The 14,574-nt window shown below is 55.4% G+C and carries 17 protein-coding genes; 6 read left to right on the plus strand and 11 right to left on the minus strand.

From position 1 onward, the window contains the following. Nucleotides 1–464: 464 nt before the first annotated feature. Entirely contained in the window at nt 465–1,268 is an 804-nt protein-coding gene (dapF, locus tag HU762_RS22230) for a diaminopimelate epimerase (protein ID WP_186640671.1), read from the minus strand. A 61-nt stretch (nt 1,269–1,329) separates the two neighbouring features. Beyond that, nucleotides 1,330–1,902, minus strand: coding sequence for a hypothetical protein (locus HU762_RS22235; RefSeq protein WP_225923608.1), 573 nt, complete (start codon nt 1,900–1,902; stop codon nt 1,330–1,332). A gap of 136 nt (nt 1,903–2,038) precedes the next feature. On the opposite strand from HU762_RS22235, the gene HU762_RS22240 reads away from it, so the two are divergent. Continuing rightward, a complete protein-coding gene (locus HU762_RS22240; RefSeq protein ID WP_186640672.1) occupies nt 2,039–3,004 on the plus strand; it encodes a DMT family transporter in 966 nt (321 codons plus the stop codon). Nucleotides 3,005–3,020: 16 nt separating this feature from the next. On the opposite strand, the gene HU762_RS22245 is transcribed toward HU762_RS22240, so the two are convergent. The 4 genes from HU762_RS22245 to HU762_RS22260 form a co-directional block, all read right to left on the minus strand. Next, nucleotides 3,021–3,659 carry an XRE family transcriptional regulator gene (locus HU762_RS22245; protein ID WP_186640673.1) on the minus strand — a complete coding sequence of 213 codons (639 nt, stop codon included), beginning with the start codon at nt 3,657–3,659 and terminating at the stop codon, nt 3,021–3,023. Then, nucleotides 3,656–3,988, minus strand: a complete 333-nt coding sequence (locus HU762_RS22250; RefSeq protein ID WP_186640674.1) for a type II toxin-antitoxin system HigB family toxin — start codon at nt 3,986–3,988, stop codon at nt 3,656–3,658. The genes HU762_RS22245 and HU762_RS22250 overlap by 4 nt, the downstream gene beginning before the upstream one ends. Nucleotides 3,989–4,202: 214 nt before the next feature. Next, nucleotides 4,203–4,685 (minus strand): nuclear transport factor 2 family protein, encoded by a 483-nt coding sequence (locus HU762_RS22255; protein ID WP_186640846.1) that lies wholly within the window; start codon nt 4,683–4,685, stop codon nt 4,203–4,205. Between the two features lie 137 nt (nt 4,686–4,822). Further along, entirely contained in the window at nt 4,823–5,866 is a 1,044-nt protein-coding gene (locus HU762_RS22260; RefSeq protein ID WP_186640676.1) for a UV damage endonuclease UvsE, read from the minus strand. Between the two features lie 368 nt (nt 5,867–6,234). On the opposite strand from HU762_RS22260, the gene HU762_RS22265 reads away from it, so the two are divergent. The 5 genes from HU762_RS22265 (at nt 6,235) to HU762_RS22280 (ending at nt 10,755) form a co-directional block, all read left to right on the plus strand. After that, nucleotides 6,235–6,903 (plus strand): Abi family protein, encoded by a 669-nt coding sequence (locus HU762_RS22265; protein ID WP_238340422.1) that lies wholly within the window; start codon nt 6,235–6,237, stop codon nt 6,901–6,903. A gap of 1,189 nt (nt 6,904–8,092) precedes the next feature. Next, nucleotides 8,093–8,353, plus strand: coding sequence for a hypothetical protein (locus tag HU762_RS22270; RefSeq protein ID WP_186640677.1), 261 nt, complete (start codon nt 8,093–8,095; stop codon nt 8,351–8,353). A gap of 3 nt (nt 8,354–8,356) precedes the next feature. Further along, a complete protein-coding gene (locus HU762_RS26790; protein ID WP_238340423.1) occupies nt 8,357–8,653 on the plus strand; it encodes a hypothetical protein in 297 nt (98 codons plus the stop codon). A gap of 144 nt (nt 8,654–8,797) precedes the next feature. Next, on the plus strand, nt 8,798–10,072 hold the full coding sequence (locus HU762_RS22275) for an ATP-binding protein (RefSeq protein WP_186640679.1): 1,275 nt from the start codon (nt 8,798–8,800) through the stop codon (nt 10,070–10,072). Nucleotides 10,073–10,074: 2 nt separating this feature from the next. Next, nucleotides 10,075–10,755: an RloB family protein gene (locus HU762_RS22280; protein WP_186640681.1), complete on the plus strand. Its 681-nt coding sequence runs from the start codon at nt 10,075–10,077 to the stop codon at nt 10,753–10,755. Between the two features lie 142 nt (nt 10,756–10,897). Here HU762_RS22280 and HU762_RS22285 read toward each other — a convergent pair whose 3' ends face one another. Genes HU762_RS22285 through HU762_RS22305 form a run of 5 tightly spaced genes read right to left on the minus strand, consistent with a single transcriptional unit; the run spans nt 10,898 to nt 14,574 of the window. Continuing rightward, entirely contained in the window at nt 10,898–11,875 is a 978-nt protein-coding gene (locus tag HU762_RS22285; protein WP_186640684.1) for a hypothetical protein, read from the minus strand. Then, nucleotides 11,848–12,552 carry a hypothetical protein gene (locus HU762_RS22290; RefSeq protein ID WP_186640685.1) on the minus strand — a complete coding sequence of 235 codons (705 nt, stop codon included), beginning with the start codon at nt 12,550–12,552 and terminating at the stop codon, nt 11,848–11,850. Before HU762_RS22290 ends, HU762_RS22285 begins: the two co-directional genes overlap by 28 nt. After that, nucleotides 12,549–13,091 carry a DNA-binding protein gene (locus HU762_RS22295; protein ID WP_186640687.1) on the minus strand — a complete coding sequence of 181 codons (543 nt, stop codon included), beginning with the start codon at nt 13,089–13,091 and terminating at the stop codon, nt 12,549–12,551. Before HU762_RS22295 ends, HU762_RS22290 begins: the two co-directional genes overlap by 4 nt. Continuing rightward, on the minus strand, nt 13,088–14,011 hold the full coding sequence (locus HU762_RS22300) for a hypothetical protein (protein WP_186640689.1): 924 nt from the start codon (nt 14,009–14,011) through the stop codon (nt 13,088–13,090). The genes HU762_RS22295 and HU762_RS22300 overlap by 4 nt, the downstream gene beginning before the upstream one ends. Continuing rightward, on the minus strand, nt 14,008–14,574 hold the full coding sequence (locus HU762_RS22305; RefSeq protein WP_186640691.1) for a hypothetical protein: 567 nt from the start codon (nt 14,572–14,574) through the stop codon (nt 14,008–14,010). Before HU762_RS22305 ends, HU762_RS22300 begins: the two co-directional genes overlap by 4 nt.

Below are 14,574 nucleotides of genomic sequence, written 5' to 3' on the forward strand. Positions count from 1 at the left end.
GGCAAAGGGGGGGTGAGGGGCGGGCACGGGCGATGAGGCTACAGAAATATCCTACATATCGTTGGGATTTGGCCTGATGTAAGTGGCGGGCTTGCTGGGTTGTAAGACATACAGCTCAGATACCCGCGACCCTTCAGGATCTGGCGCAGCTCTGCTGCATCCCGCTGCGTGATGGGTGTGATGTGATGGATGTGATTGCCCGTCGATTGGATGCGGCACCGGCAGGTTCCACTTTAAGCTTGCCCGCCAAATAAGCCTGCAAACCGACAACCTGTGGCGAGGGAGCTTGCTCCCGCTGGGCTGCGCAGCAGCCCCTTTTGTGAGCGCTGCACACTCAAGCGGGAGCAAGCTCCCTCGCCACGGAGTGTGTAAATATTAAGACCGTGTGTAACTCACTGCCGCGTTGGCGAGCAAGCTGAACTTCCTGCGGATCCTTGCTATGTCGGGGTGGAAAGCCTACCGACTCAGCCTTGACTCATCGTCCCCGAAAAACTCGCCTCCACCGGCCCGATAAGAAAGACCGCACCCACGCCATCCCATTGCACCGTCACGCTTCCGCCGTCACATTCAACCTCGACGGAACCGTCCAACAAACCACGACGAATCCCGTTGACAACCGCACCGCATGAACAAGACCCCGAACCCAGCGCAATACCCGCCCCGCGCTCCCAGATGCGCAGTCGAATATGTTTGCGATCAACAACCTGGACGAAATGAACGTTGGTCTTGAGTGGAAATAGCACGTTGGTTTCGATGGCCGGTCCGATCGTTGCGATGTCGACGCTAGCCAGATCATCGACAAAATAAGTGCAGTGGGGATTTCCCATGCTGCACGCGGCTGGATTGCCGGCCAGTGGCAAGACAGTGGAGTCCAGCTCTTGCGCCAAGGGAATGTCCGACCAGCCGAAAAGCGGCACGCCCATGTCGACGGAAATGTCGCCGGTTGGGGTACGTTCGCTAGTAAGCAGCCCACGGTTAGTGCGCAGGGTTATCGAAGTAACATCGGCCTCGCGCATGAGCAGGTCCGCAGCCCCCCGCGTCGCGCTGCCGCAAACATCCAATGCGGAGCCATCTGCATTCCAGAACATCACGCGCGCATCGGCATCGTCGCAATCGAGCAGCACCGCGAGTTGGTTGAAGCCCACGCCCCGGTTCCGATTACCCATTCGCTGGACCATGGCACTTGTCATTGGGTTAACGGCGTTTCGCGCGTCGACGATGACGAAGTCGTCGCCATTGGCATGCATCTTTTGAAAGCTCAACGGCATGGATTGATCCTGACAGCGAAGAATGGGGGCCATTTGATCGATCGGTCGAAAAATCGCCACGCTATAAGTTGTCCGTTGCCCTACACAGTTTGCTGTCCTTCAAGAATGAAGGGGGGAGCTGCGTCGATCCCGCAGGCAGTTGCTGGAGTGTCACCGTACATTCATAACGCCCCGCTGCTTCCAGCTGGTAATCCATTCCTGCCTCAGGAATAAAGCTGAACATGTTGTAGCACTGAGCCCCGATGTAATGAAAAGCGATGGGCTTCCCGGCGGGCACTCGCAGCTCAGTCATTACCGTAGAGGGCGAGGATTTGCCGATAGCCGGCATGCCCAGGTTCTCACCGTTGCGATTGGCGTATCCATCGCGCAACGCCACCATGACGCCCGCGCCCGGCAGACGGAAGTCCACGCAATCAGACTTGGGGACAGCCCTGACCATGCCATCGCTGATCACCCGCAAGCGCGCGGTCTCAGCACCATCGGGAGTTGAGTAGGGGGTGGAGAAAGAGCGGACGTCCGACAGCGCTCCGCATCCGCTGAGCAGCGCCAGGAAGCTGAGGTTAAAGGCATGTCGCAGCGCGCGAAACGTACTGCGGGGGCGAATGTCAGTTCGGGAGTTGAGGTGGGGAAACATTTGGCTCACGATGATGCTCCATGCAGGTCAGATATCCAGGGCCAACGACGGTCGAAAGGGACGCGATGCCAGCGCGAGATTTTATAGAGGGTTCAGGGACTCGCTGCAATGGCCGGTGCATCGGGGCGCACGCCTGATGATCCGGACCCACTCGAACCTCATCACCGGACTAGCCCTCGCCGTGGTCGCGACGCTGAGCTGGGCGTTGAACTTCATTGCGCCTTACGTCACCGGTGCCTACACGATCTATGACTTGTTGATCGTAAGATTCTTGATCGCCGGTGCCCTGGGCCTGGCTGTCATGCTGATCTACCGAGCCCAGCTTCGACGCCTGCGCCCCAATCAGGTTTTTCTGGCCGCAGGCCTGGGCGTGATCGGCTACCTCGGCTACAGCGCCTGTATCGCCGCCGGCATCATCTTCGGCGGGCCGGTGCTGACCCCCGCCTTTATTGGCATGGTGCCGGTCTTGCTGGCACTGCTGGGCAACGCCACGACCAAAACCCTTCAATGGCGCAAACTGGCGATCCCACTGATGTTTTTGACGGTTGGACTTCTGCTGTCGAATCTCGGCGCGATCCATCAACCCGTCGCAAGCGATGGCTCGTGGCTGATGGGCTTATTATTTTCAATTGGCGCCGTGTTGTTGTGGCTCGCATTCAGCTGGTTGAATCAGCGGGCGCTGCTTAAGCTGCCAGCCGATGCATCAGGTGCGTGGACCGGTCTCATGATGGTCGGCGCCGGAATCGGCACCTTGTGCCTGCTACCGACGGTACAAGCCCTCGATCTGCTCAAACTGCCGAGCCTGGGTTTTGGTGTTTCCGTTGCAGGGGATCTATACCTCTGGGGTTTCGGGATTGCGCTGATGTCATCCGTTGTCGGGGCCTGGGCTTGGAACGCCGCGTCACGGCGCCTGCCCATGGTGCTTTCCGGGCAGTTGATCGCTCTGGAGTCGTTGTTCGCGACATTACTCGGCTTGTGGTTTCATGGCCGGTTGCCGACAGTTCTGGAGACGACAGGTCTTGCCGCTGTGTTGGTTGGGATGGTGATGGGCGTGCGTATCATCCTGACTTCCCGTGAGTCGTCAACTGGCCCCGGCCCTTAATCAGCAGATGACTGCCCTACCCTTTGTCAGGCTCTTCGACTGTTTTTTTGCGGCCCTTCGAAGCCACCACTTTGTATTCACCAGCGCTGGGCTCTTTCACTGAATGGGCGGTCAACGGGTCGTTGCGAAAGCGGTGATACGCTGAAGTTTTACCGACGGGAAGACGAACAGTTTCGATATGAGCCGCCTCTATCGAGCCTGCGGTCAAGAAAGCACTCGGCTCCATCGCAAATCGTTCGGCCAGCGCATACGCCATCTTGTGACTGATAGGCCGATCGCCATTGAGCACTTTGGACACCGCCGTTTTATCGCCGATTTCAGGGAGGTCTGAACCGGTGAGCCCGACCGTCTCCATAAGGTCCTTGATCAGCTGTACAGGCGTGCAGGTCGCCTCAAAAGCGGCATTCGATTCGCGAAACTGGTCGGAGTCGCTCTGGTAGGCCAGGATCTCATCCTCAAGTTCAACGAGAATTCTCTCTTCGGTTCTGTTCAGCTCGTGCCCATCGGTGAGCGCATCGAGCAAGTCCGTCGCACGCTTATAGTCGGCAGGAGTTTTGATGCCGTGCACAAACTCACCGCGCAGGCGATCCAGTACCGCGTGTAGCTCGCCAAGCGTAGCGATCACGGTTTGAAAGTCGGTCCGGGCTGCGCTCATCGTCTTACCCCTTTGTTTCTTGCATACCAGATGTTGGCAACGTCGTAATCAGCATGCGCGTAGATGTGTTTGACGTAGAACTTCTGTCGGGTGAAGTTGACTCCGCCTATCACCCTCAGATTATTGCCACCCACGTCGATCACCACCCAATTCATCGCAGCTCTGGGCTTGAACAAGTCGACACCGTGCACACCGAAAAGCTTTTGCAGGTCCGAGAACCCTTTGGGGCGCGCCATCCTTAAAATGCGCAGGCAACGATCAAGCCCAGCCTTATCGTTTGGGTAGAGAATCGCAGCGTCGCCAAAACGTGATGGTGTGAGTATATCCATGGGCGTCCTTGTCTTCGGGCCGATGGTACTCTTGTTGTGTTTTTTCACAACTTCTGTTTGATGACTGCCGGGAGCATTCATATGTGGAAAGATTTCAAAGGCGCAAGCGGCGGGGGCTCAAACAGAAAGGGCGCGTTGCGCAAGGGAATTGGCAACGCGCCCATCAAACGGGCGCTCGAACAATATAGCCCAGCACGCGGTTTCCGACAGGCCATCACTGCGCGGGTTTCACCCGTCGCATGAGGTCGTCCAAGGCGTAGGTATCCAGAAAAGCCGTCACTTCAACGATCTGGCCATTCTTGAACGTCATGTGCCACAGATAGGTGTTGTCGTAGGGTTTGTGATCCAGCGCCGTGGCCGTTCCATTCCAAAGAACCGCCACGACATCGCCCTGGGCAACGATACTGCGCACCGTAGGGACAATTGGCGTTGCCAGCCTCGCAGTAATTGGCCGCACGGCTTGGGCCAACTCAGCCTTGCTGGCGTAGACAGCAGAAACGGGGCTCGTGCCGGCCACGGTCCATTTGGCATCGGGCGCCAGCAGATCGAACGCCGAGCCTTTGCCTTGCTGCCAGTTAGCGAATGCCTGGCGGACCAGATCCGTGTTGGTGTTTTGAGTGTTCTCCGAGGCCCTGGCGTGGGCCGTTGAAAATATTAAAGACAAAGCGAGAACCTGGACGCGCCAGGCCAAACTCATCCATTTCATCATGATGTACCTCACAGCAGTTCAGTGGGTAAGGGTCTTCAGGAAGAACCTTACCGGCATGCGCCGTTAAGCTTTTGCCCGATACTGCTGTGGGGTTGCATGATGCTGTTCAGTGGTCTGAAGTTCGCTTAAGTCGACAATGCAGCAAGATACGGCCGCGCAACATTTTCATAGAACGCCTGCGCGGCCAGGTTCTTGTCTTTCGCCTCCAACATAATGTCGAAACGGTCCAGGAACCTGAGCGCATAGGTGTTCGTCCAGTCGTTCCACATTTGATCACTGTGACCGTACAAATCACGTTTGGAAACGGCCTTCAACAACGCCTCCATCTCAAGCTTGCGGTCCGCATCGAAACCCAGCTCCTGAAGGCGCTCCGGCGGCTGCGAGTAATGCATGGTGGGCCGAACCCCACGCCAACTTTCGATGATGCGATCGACTCGCGAGGAATCCGGCGCGATGTAGTCGTTCTCGTTGATCCAACAGTGATGAATGTCCAGCACGACGGGGGCAAGGTCAGCGAGTTGCAGGCAATCATCCACGCCGTAAGTTTTCTCCTCGTTTTCAAACGTGATGCAATTGCGTGCCACTTCCGACAGTTGCGGCCAGATCCCACGAATCCCCTCGCCTCCCAGGCGCCCGGCGATGTGCACGTTGCATTTGAAATCCTGGAAGCGCCGTCCGTAGCCCATCATCCGAATCATGTCGGCGTGGTATTCAAACTCGGCGATGCTGTTTTCCACCACCGATGGTTTATCCGAACCCAACACGCAGTATTGGCCCGGGTGAAAGGACAAGCGGATATCCGCCGAACGCGCCAGATCGCCGATCGCGGCGAAACGCTCTTCAAGTTGATGTTGAATAACAGTGTCCTGATAGAACCCGCGCACTTTCGGATGGCTGTAGAACGGCAGCAGGTCGCTGCTCAGGCGAAGCATGCGCAGAGTAGGCGGCAACTCGGCAACGTAGGCGATAAGGCGCAACTGCGCGTCGAGATTGTGGACGACCACTTCCACTAGCTTGTCGCGGGCGACCTGGGGAGCGACGCCATCCATCCAGCGCAACGTCGTGGTGCGAGGATTGAATGGGCTTTCGATTGCTTTTAACGCGCTGACTGAAAGGCCGCGATCTGGGTGCCGATATTGGCAGGCGAAGCCGATTCGGGGGTGGGTCATGGAGTGTCCTGGCCGTTGAGTCCGTATGGGCGGTAGACATTGCGGTGGCCGAGTGGTGCTTTTTGATTGGCTATTTGACAGCAGACAGCAAACCCGTCGCCTACATACCGAGTTACGCCGAACTAAGAAAGTAGGATAAATCTGGGAGCTACGTAAGAGAGTGCGTTTACGTTGGGTATCTACCTGAAACCGGCTTGTTGGCCTTACAAACAAGCAATAGGCTTCACCCGTTCGCCTATTGCCGCTCAAACGAGACAGCGGATTGACGCCCTCGCCTTCAGCACAGATAATCAGCCCAATAGCGCCCGAACCCCTGGTGCTGGCTCAGTCCAGCATTATGTTTGGGCCTTCTTTTTTCTGGACAACGGATGTCGCAACAATTAGCTCCGCCAAAACCGTTTAGATCCTATAGCGCCCTCTGCTCCCTACTCGCCAGCCGTGGCATGCAAATCGCCGACGTACCCCGAGCCGAACGTAAGCTCAGACAGGTCGGCTACTACCGCTTAAGCGGATTCTGGTACCCGTGCTGTGAATTTCTCCGCGATGCCAGCGGCAACGTGATGCTGTGCACCGTTAGCAAAAAACCATTACGCCAAGATTCGTTTGCCTCGGGCACCCAGTTCACCGCATCGAAATACTACGAGATCTTGAAGGACAGCCACCGGAACAGAATCTGCAAGCGGTTTGGCCTCAAACACACAAATATCTTGAAAGAATGGCTGCGAGAGATCAATACCCTACGAAACCGGTGCGCCCACCACAGCCGCATCTGGAACCAGGTTTCAGCCAATCCGCTGCCCACCATTCCGAATGATCGCTACTTCGAAAGACTTTCCCTCGATTCGAATGCAACGAGCCGTCTATACGGATTGATTGCGATCATTTGGTATCTGGTCAAAACCATCGGAGCCAACTCGAAATGGATACAGCAGGTTGCAGACGTCATCGACTCCAAGCCTATGGTGCCGGGCTGTCCATTTGCATCGCTGGGTTTGCCTGATGAAACAGGATTCCCCCGGGCGCTGTTTGGGATCTGACTATGCTTTGTGTTCCCTGATGGGTCCCATAGCGCCCTTTCCCACACACCAAAAACCACAAACCCCCGACTTTCTCTAGGAAAATCAGGGGTTTGTGTTTGTAGAATATGGCGGTGAAGGAGAGATTCGAAACTACCCGTTCGCGGTTTTCGAAACAAAAGCCCCCGGTTTATAAGGGCTGCAGCCCGATGGTGCGCGCAGGATCTGTCCCATGTCAGTCCCATGGCTCAAATGCACCAGGTTGCAGAAAACGGTCAGAACAGCCGTTTTGAGTGATTTATGTTGAGGCATGGGAAAAAGGTAATTTTGGTAATGAGCCGTGAAAAACCGGATAAAGCCTAATAAAATCAGATAGTTGATATAATTTTATAGAGGTAATAATAAGGTAAGTAAGTGGTTAGAAAATTACTTTCAGAGCTAGTAATGCCAGTGAGCCGCCAAACCCAGTAAAATGGGGGCTTGAACAAAATATTACCTCTCTCGTTACCTTATATTACCCTTCAAGGTAATGGCTGAAGACCAAGCTCTATAAGCGCTCCAGCCCATTCCTACCTACCGATTACTAAAATTACCCTTTTCCCACCCCTCGCCTAGAAAATAGCCATGCGCTAACCGTTTTGGCGTTTTTTTCCGCACGCTCTTGGTGGGTACTCACAGCCGGAAACTGATGGCGATGCTGTGCAATGTCTCGGGATGCTTGAAACCCAGACAGGCTGGGCCTCACAGTCGTTTTTGCGTAGGGTTTGACAGCAACTGGTTGACCCCTGATATGAACGGTTCCGAAAACGAAAACACCGCCTGCAGCAGGTTTTCACAACCATAGCCCCCGTAAACCGGGCACCTCCTTTGCATGACCACTCCCCTGCCGTCCCGTGACACATGCGCAAGGCCACTGCACTTTTTTGCAAAGCCTTGCACTCTGTGCAATTGCGAAACATCCCCCAGCCCCCGCAGCGGGCTTGGGCGGGGGCACCGTTTGCACCCCAATCCCTGTTTGCACAAAAAAGGGACACAAAGCCCGTCGGCGGGAGGGGGATAAGTGCTTTTTCGCGATCTTTTTCCTTCACTCACCGGCTTTCGCCGCGTCCCAACCTGATCCGCACTCACCAGCACTTCATCGGCCTGCTATAGCTTGACGCCGCCCCATAGATATACTGTTCATATATACAGTTATCAATAGGAGCCAGCGATGCGTGAAGAACATTCTGAAAGGTCGGTCGACCAAGCAACCGATATCGCGCTGTGGCACGCACTGCTGCGTGATGAAGCCGCTTTGTTAGCGCACGCGGGATCTCATCACAAAATGCTGCTGGCAAAGGCCTACGCCATGCATCGGAACCTGGTGATCGACCGTGACGATCTGAGCGATCTCCTGGAGCAGGCTGATGGCGCCCTAGCCTATGCAATTGAAGCCCTTTTTGATCGCCAGCTTGGCGAGTCGGCGGACTAACGTATGCATATGTTGATTACCCCAATGAGGTGCCGAGGCGTTGCACTGACGCCCCAGGAACGGCGACGCTATCCAGCGATAAAGGGCAATGTGATGGTGAACTCAGAGAACAATGCCGAGCTGGGCCGGAGTGCCAATGTTGCCCGTGTTGAGGTGGGCATGCCTCTCGACCCAGATCCCTTACCACGATTGCTGGACGCAACGCTGGCGGGGATGGCTGTGACGGGATTCGTCTTGAGTGGGATTGAGTACATCGATGGGTGCGCTTATGCACAGTCCTGGTGGTGCCGCCTCGGGTAATCCGGGAGCAATTCATCAGCAGCGTCCGAAATCAAGACGGAATAGGTTTTCGTCATGACCACTGTATAAAAACCATGCTAAAGTCGATTTCGTTATATTTTTTGGCGTTTTTTGTCAAAAATCACCTTTAAATGGGCTACTGCAATGCTAATTCAGTTCAGCGTAAAAAATTGGAGATCGGTCCGCGACGAGCAAACGCTGAGTATGGTTAAGGCCAAAGGTGGTGAACTGGTAGAAAGCAACAGCTTTCAACCAGACGCTCAGGCTACCGATGCTCTCCTGCACTCTGCGGTAATTTATGGAGCAAACGCTGCTGGAAAATCGAACTTGCTTAATGCTCTTCGCACTATGCGCGTAATAGTTGTGAACTCAGCCACAAATAAGCAAGAAGGTGATGAGCTGCCGGTAGTACCGTTTCTTTTAGATGAAGAAACAATCGACTCTCCCACCGAGTTCGAAGCTATCTTTGTAGCAGATAATGTTAGGTACCAGTACGGGTTTAGCGCTACAAAAACACAAGTGGTAGATGAGTGGTTAATTGCGTTCCCCAATGGTCGGCCACAACGCTGGTTTGAAAGAGCGTGGGATGGTGAGAAATATCACTGGGGTCTCGGCGGCTCACTGCTCGGGCAAAAACAACTATGGCAAGAATCTACCAGAAGCAACGCGTTATTTTTGTCTACAGCCAGCCTACTAAATAGCAAACAACTTAAGCCCGTATTCTCATGGTTCAAGCAGACCCTCGGATTAGGAAAAGTCACCGGCTGGACACCTAACTATACTGCTTCGCTATGCGAGAAAGACGAATCTCGCACAAAGGTGCTTGAATTTTTAGCCGCTGCTGATCTTGACATTAAAGACATCTTGGTAACCGCTGAGCAGCTTAGCACCAAACACTTACCGGCCTCCATCCCAGAGGAAATCAGAAAGCAACTTATTGATAACGTTGAAACCCCAACTAAATTCTACGACATCAAAACAGTGCACAAAGGTATGCAGGGGCAACTTGTTGAGTTTAACTTTAACGAAGAGTCTGACGGAACCAAAAAGTTTTTCTCATTTGCAGGCCCTTGGATCGATGTTCTTACCCGAGGACGAGTGCTCGCAATTGATGAGCTTCACGACAACTTACACCCGAAACTCGTCAAGTTTTTAGTAGAATTATTCCATAACAAAAAAACAAACCCATATAACGCACAATTAATTTTTACGACACATGAAACTTCAATCCTCAATCAGGAAGTTTTTAGAAGAGATCAGATTTGGTTCTGTGAAAAGACAGACAATCAGGCGACAAGACTCTACCCACTGAGTGATTTTAGCCCTCGCAAAGGTAGAGAGGATTTGGAAGCAGCTTATCTATCTGGACGATACGGCGCCTTGCCTTATGTGCGTCCTTTGAAGGATACGGTGTCATAATCATGGGCAGCGATAATTTTTTCCACCGCCGCAAAGCAAAAAAAGCAAAAGACGTGCAGCGTAGCAAGGCACTTAGGGAAAGATATCCAAAGGTGCTGATTGTTTCAGAGGGGAGCAAAACCGAACCAAACTACTTCAACGAAATAAAATCTCATTACGAGATTAATACAGCCAATATTCGCATTAGTGGAGAATGTGGATCCGACCCAGTCAGCGTTGCTCGCCACGGCAAAAATTTATATTTGGACGAAATCCGAAAGGGACTTGAGCCGTATGATCGGGTGTTTTGCGTGATCGACCGAGACCAACATGATAATTTCGACGAAGCCGTGTCCCTTATAAAAAGTTTTAATCCCACAAATACCTACAAAGCGATTGTTTCCGTCCCTTGCTTTGAAGTATGGCTATTACTTCATTACACCTACTCTTCCGCTGAGTTTATTTCTAACGGAGGAAAAAGCTCTGGCAGCTTAGTAATGAAAGAGCTTCGCCGATACTGGCCCGAATACTCCAAAGGCCAGAGCGGAGCGTTCCAACATTTATTCAATCAGATGGATGGCGCGATTCATTCAGCCGAAAGATTAAATAAAGAAGTTGCTGCACGAGGCGGAGATAATCCAACCTCAAATGTATACGAACTAGTGACCTTTTTGAAGGATATAAAAGCAACGGACGCAGGCTAACTTCTCGGATATTTTCTCGGAGAAGCCACGCCCTCTTGAAAGGGAATACCAGACTGAGGAAAGCAGTTATCTACAGCATAGTGACGACTGCAAACATGATGAGCTGCCCGCTATGTGCGGGCATATTTGCACTGACCCGCAGCTACAAAGTGATCGGTTTTAACTTCGTAGCAAGTGCCAAAGCTTTTCCCGCTTTCGCGGTAAATTCCGCCGCATCAGTCGGGCTCGGAGCTGGCCCTGGTGAATGAATGTGAGCCGCCAATTGCATGTTCATCTGCTGCAGCAGATCTAGCGTGTCGCATACCACCTGAAACAGGTTCACACCGCCGGAGCCAATCCAATTCTTCGGCGCCTGCAACTGCTGACTCACACCGGCAACTCTTTTGTGCAAGCCCTGAATCCTTTCCTGCATGTCACCACCGACCGTGGCGTTGTGCTTCTGCCCCACCACTAAGTTTAGATCTCTGCCAGTAGCCTGGTGCAGATCATCCACCGCCGCCAGGCTTGCGGATCCACCCGACAGCAGCTTCAACGCGCCCAGTGCCTCGATCTTTTTGATGCCGCCTACTGACTCGGTCGAATGATCGTCCACCGTCCTGGTGTGGCTCTGGAAGTTTTCGGTGTTGTCCAGAGCTTCGACTTCGCGTTCGATCGCCTGGTCCCGGATCTTGCCATCCGTCTGGCGCAGCCAGTTGCCGTCGGCGTCGACGCGTTGCTGGCAGGCTTCGCTGTGTTGCCAGACCTGGTCACCCTTCGGCACCCGGGGCAGGCTCAGTCCGTGAGGCAGGATCTGGGTGATAAAGGGCTTGTGCGGCTTCCCGTAGGCGAAGCTGATCACCACGGTGGTGCCCTCCTCCGGAAAACCAAACATGCCCGCCTCTTGCCCGCCCATCGGGGCAGGCAGTGGCAGGCCAGTCAGGATAGGCAGGTCTGGATCCGGTTCGCCGTCCTCCCGCAAAACCTCGACATCGACGCCGAAGCGTGGCCGGAAGTCGTCGCACAGCCCAGGTGCCGCCGGGGCATCCGGTACCGCGACCACGCGGCCAAAGCGAGGCAGGTGGTAGCCTCCGCTCAATTCAGGGAATTGGCGCGCTACGCTGCGCCGGATTGCGTCGTCCATTTGATCGCCATTTGATTGCCGGCAAGGGTCACACTCGTGATCCGTTCGCCCTGGTTGATGGTTGCACCTGGTCGAAGCCCTGGAAGGGGCGCGATCATGGCGCTCTGATTACCTTGGTAGCCGTCGAACAGTTCGACGGGCAGCTGCAGCGCGGAGCGGGCACCAAAAAAACTATCGGCCCAACTGCCCACAAACACTTCGCCGTCGCCCTGTTGCTGCCAGATAAAGTCGGGAATGCTGAACACACTGGCCAAACTGTCCATGGCCAAGTAACCCGCTGCCAGGCTGTAGAAGAACGGGGCCTTGACCTTTGCGTAGGCTTTGTCCGGGATCCGGAACCCCAGCCCGGTCTTTTCGCTGATCTCAGCCAGCACAGCCGGAAGGTCGACATGCCGCAGATTCAGCGGCAAGGGGTTGGCCAGGATCGAAGCCAGTTCACGGCAGCTAATTAGCTGCTGGGTGCTGTTGGCAGCGGTCGAGCGCTCGACATAGCCTATAAAGTGGCGCTGCAGCGTGCGCTCGTTGTAGCCGAGATCCAGTGTCACCAGCCCTTTCAGCGCCTCGCTGGCCTGTACCGTGAACGTCGCCCGGCCGGGGCTTTTGATATCCAGGCGCACTTCGTCCTTGATCAGAGGGTAGATCTGGCCGGCGATCGTCAAAACCTTATGCAGCTTCATGGTGTCGGCGCCAGGTAGTCGTCCAGCTTCTTGAGGGTCCTTTCGAAACCGCCCAATTCCTGGCCGCTGCCGGATTCGCCGGCGGCCGCCGAACTCCCAACCGCTTGGCCGGGCGCTGACTGCGAGCTGACTCCATTCGCCGCACGCCGCTGCTCGACCTTCTCGGGATTTGAGGCCTTTTCCGACAGGGTGAACTGGACCAGCCAGGCGGCCAGAGTATCGTCCTCCCGGGCGCTGACACCGTCCGAAAACTGCACCTCCCGGATGCCGAATGCAGCGGCGGTATCATTGACGATTCGGTACATTTTCAGCTGACCGCCGCCGGCGGTGGCCTCTGCCAGGCGCATGATGGTGCGTAGTTGCACCTTGTCCACAAAGGGGATCATCAACGACACCGCTAAAGTTTTGGGCTTGAAGCCCTTGTGCGCAGTCTGGGTGTTGCTGGTCTGCCCGGACATGTCATCGCTTTCAATCCGCAGGTTGGCGGTGATCTTCATCTTCTTGCCCAGAACCTGTTCGCCGTCGAGTAGTAGTGTCATAGGCCAACCAACTCCCGGACGAAGCTCAAGCCCTGGGGCGATCCGACCAGCAGCACGCCGGCGGACAGCACCCACTCATGACCTGGTGCTTCACCCTCGAGTAAAAGACGGCGCAGCTCGGTGCTGTCGCCAGGGCCGATGATCCGCGCACGCATGCTGTTATCTGCGTTGCCGTTGGCCAGCAGGACTTTCAGATCATCCAGCTGCTTATCGTGATCCCGTTGCTGGGCAGCTTTGCGGCCGGCCAGGGCCGCCAAGTCGCCCATGGGCGAGCTGTCGGCCGCGTAGCTCTCCAGGACGGCAATCTGGCCGGCCATGGATTGCTTGGCCGCTTTGACCACCGTGCAACGCTCCAGGGGCAGCGCAGACCAACGCGGCAAAGGCCCTGCGCTGGGCATCTCCCACTTTTCAGCGTCGAGGCGCGACAGGTTGCGGGCACGGCGTTCGGTGCGCACCAGGTCCGGAATCGGCAGCAAGGCGTTGAAGCGTGCGAGGGTTTCGGCAAACTGGTCGTAGCGCGTGCCGAGAAACATCAGCGACAACGCGTATTGCGGCCCGACCGGGCGCCCGGCGTCAGTGTTATCGACCAGTTTTCTGGCCATCTGCTGCAGCAGGTTCGGTGCCGACAGAAAACGCTGGTGGCCCTGGCCCTGGCCGATCCCGCTTTGAAAGGGAGTAACAGCCAGGCACGCCGGTGCCTCACCCATCTGTCCGGCCAGCGCAGCACGTCCGGCCTCGATCGCGCCCTTTGCCGCGTCACCCACCGGCCCGGGGTTGGTGCTGGTCATGCCGTCAAGGCCGGCCAGACGCAAGCCTGTGCTGGCCAACTCGCTACCGGCCAATTCTTGCGCCGCCACCAGTCCGTCCATCCATTGGGTCGACTGCTCGGGCCAGCGCATGGTTACGGGTGCCCAGGTCATAGCGATCCAGACTCCCAGATCACCGCCTCAATCGCAGCAACATCGAGGGCTGCCAGGGCCGCGTCCAGCGTCTGTTTGAGGTCATTCGCCTTCCGCAACAGTTGCAGCTTGATCTGAATGAAATCCTCACCGACTTGCTGCAACTGCGCAGCAGTGTGATCCCGGAATACCTTCACGCCCTTTTCGTCGCGGCAGGGATAGGCGCTGTCAGTACCGGCCTGGATGATGCCAGTCAGGTTCAGTTGGTCTTCTAACCGGCTGTCGTAGAAAAACGCGCCCCCCAAAGCCGACGACCAAAACCCGTCACTAATACGCGCCTCACAAGCCGCGTTTATCTCTTGGACTTTCTGGTCATAAATTGCGGTGGCGACTTCTTCCAAGGCGAGTGCAACGCGTTCCACAATGATTGGAAGCCCAGTTACAGGATCAGGCCGCAAAGCATTCCCTCGGCTTTCAGCCTGCAGCAATTCTGTATGGCGGGCCGTGCTAATACTCTTTTCGCCCCGCTCCAGGCTGAACGAGAATCTTTGGTCAGCGTCAATCCAAGTCGTAAAAATGTTCAT

The organism is Pseudomonas sp. SWRI92 (genome assembly GCF_014268685.1).
Classification (GTDB): Bacteria; Pseudomonadota; Gammaproteobacteria; order Pseudomonadales; family Pseudomonadaceae; genus Aquipseudomonas; species Aquipseudomonas marvdashtae.

What these genes read in the sequence shown, in the direction of transcription:
- HU762_RS22305 (WP_186640691.1), bottom strand. Translation starts at nt 14,574, where the DNA reads ATGAACATTTTTACGACTTGGATTGACGCTGACCAAAGATTCTCGTTC.
- HU762_RS22255 (WP_186640846.1), bottom strand. Translation starts at nt 4,685, where the DNA reads ATGAGTTTGGCCTGGCGCGTCCAGGTTCTCGCTTTGTCTTTAATATTT.
- HU762_RS22240 (WP_186640672.1), top strand. Translation starts at nt 2,039, where the DNA reads ATGATCCGGACCCACTCGAACCTCATCACCGGACTAGCCCTCGCCGTG.
- HU762_RS22265 (WP_238340422.1), top strand. Translation starts at nt 6,235, where the DNA reads ATGTCGCAACAATTAGCTCCGCCAAAACCGTTTAGATCCTATAGCGCC.
- HU762_RS22290 (WP_186640685.1), bottom strand. Translation starts at nt 12,552, where the DNA reads ATGAAGCTGCATAAGGTTTTGACGATCGCCGGCCAGATCTACCCTCTG.
- HU762_RS22285 (WP_186640684.1), bottom strand. Translation starts at nt 11,875, where the DNA reads ATGGACGACGCAATCCGGCGCAGCGTAGCGCGCCAATTCCCTGAATTG.
- HU762_RS22250 (WP_186640674.1), bottom strand. Translation starts at nt 3,988, where the DNA reads ATGGATATACTCACACCATCACGTTTTGGCGACGCTGCGATTCTCTAC.
- dapF (WP_186640671.1), bottom strand. Translation starts at nt 1,268, where the DNA reads ATGCCGTTGAGCTTTCAAAAGATGCATGCCAATGGCGACGACTTCGTC.
- HU762_RS26790 (WP_238340423.1), top strand. Translation starts at nt 8,357, where the DNA reads ATGCATATGTTGATTACCCCAATGAGGTGCCGAGGCGTTGCACTGACG.
- HU762_RS22275 (WP_186640679.1), top strand. Translation starts at nt 8,798, where the DNA reads ATGCTAATTCAGTTCAGCGTAAAAAATTGGAGATCGGTCCGCGACGAG.
- HU762_RS22280 (WP_186640681.1), top strand. Translation starts at nt 10,075, where the DNA reads ATGGGCAGCGATAATTTTTTCCACCGCCGCAAAGCAAAAAAAGCAAAA.
- HU762_RS22295 (WP_186640687.1), bottom strand. Translation starts at nt 13,091, where the DNA reads ATGACACTACTACTCGACGGCGAACAGGTTCTGGGCAAGAAGATGAAG.
- HU762_RS22235 (WP_225923608.1), bottom strand. Translation starts at nt 1,902, where the DNA reads ATGTTTCCCCACCTCAACTCCCGAACTGACATTCGCCCCCGCAGTACG.
- HU762_RS22270 (WP_186640677.1), top strand. Translation starts at nt 8,093, where the DNA reads ATGCGTGAAGAACATTCTGAAAGGTCGGTCGACCAAGCAACCGATATC.
- HU762_RS22260 (WP_186640676.1), bottom strand. Translation starts at nt 5,866, where the DNA reads ATGACCCACCCCCGAATCGGCTTCGCCTGCCAATATCGGCACCCAGAT.
- HU762_RS22300 (WP_186640689.1), bottom strand. Translation starts at nt 14,011, where the DNA reads ATGACCTGGGCACCCGTAACCATGCGCTGGCCCGAGCAGTCGACCCAA.
- HU762_RS22245 (WP_186640673.1), bottom strand. Translation starts at nt 3,659, where the DNA reads ATGAGCGCAGCCCGGACCGACTTTCAAACCGTGATCGCTACGCTTGGC.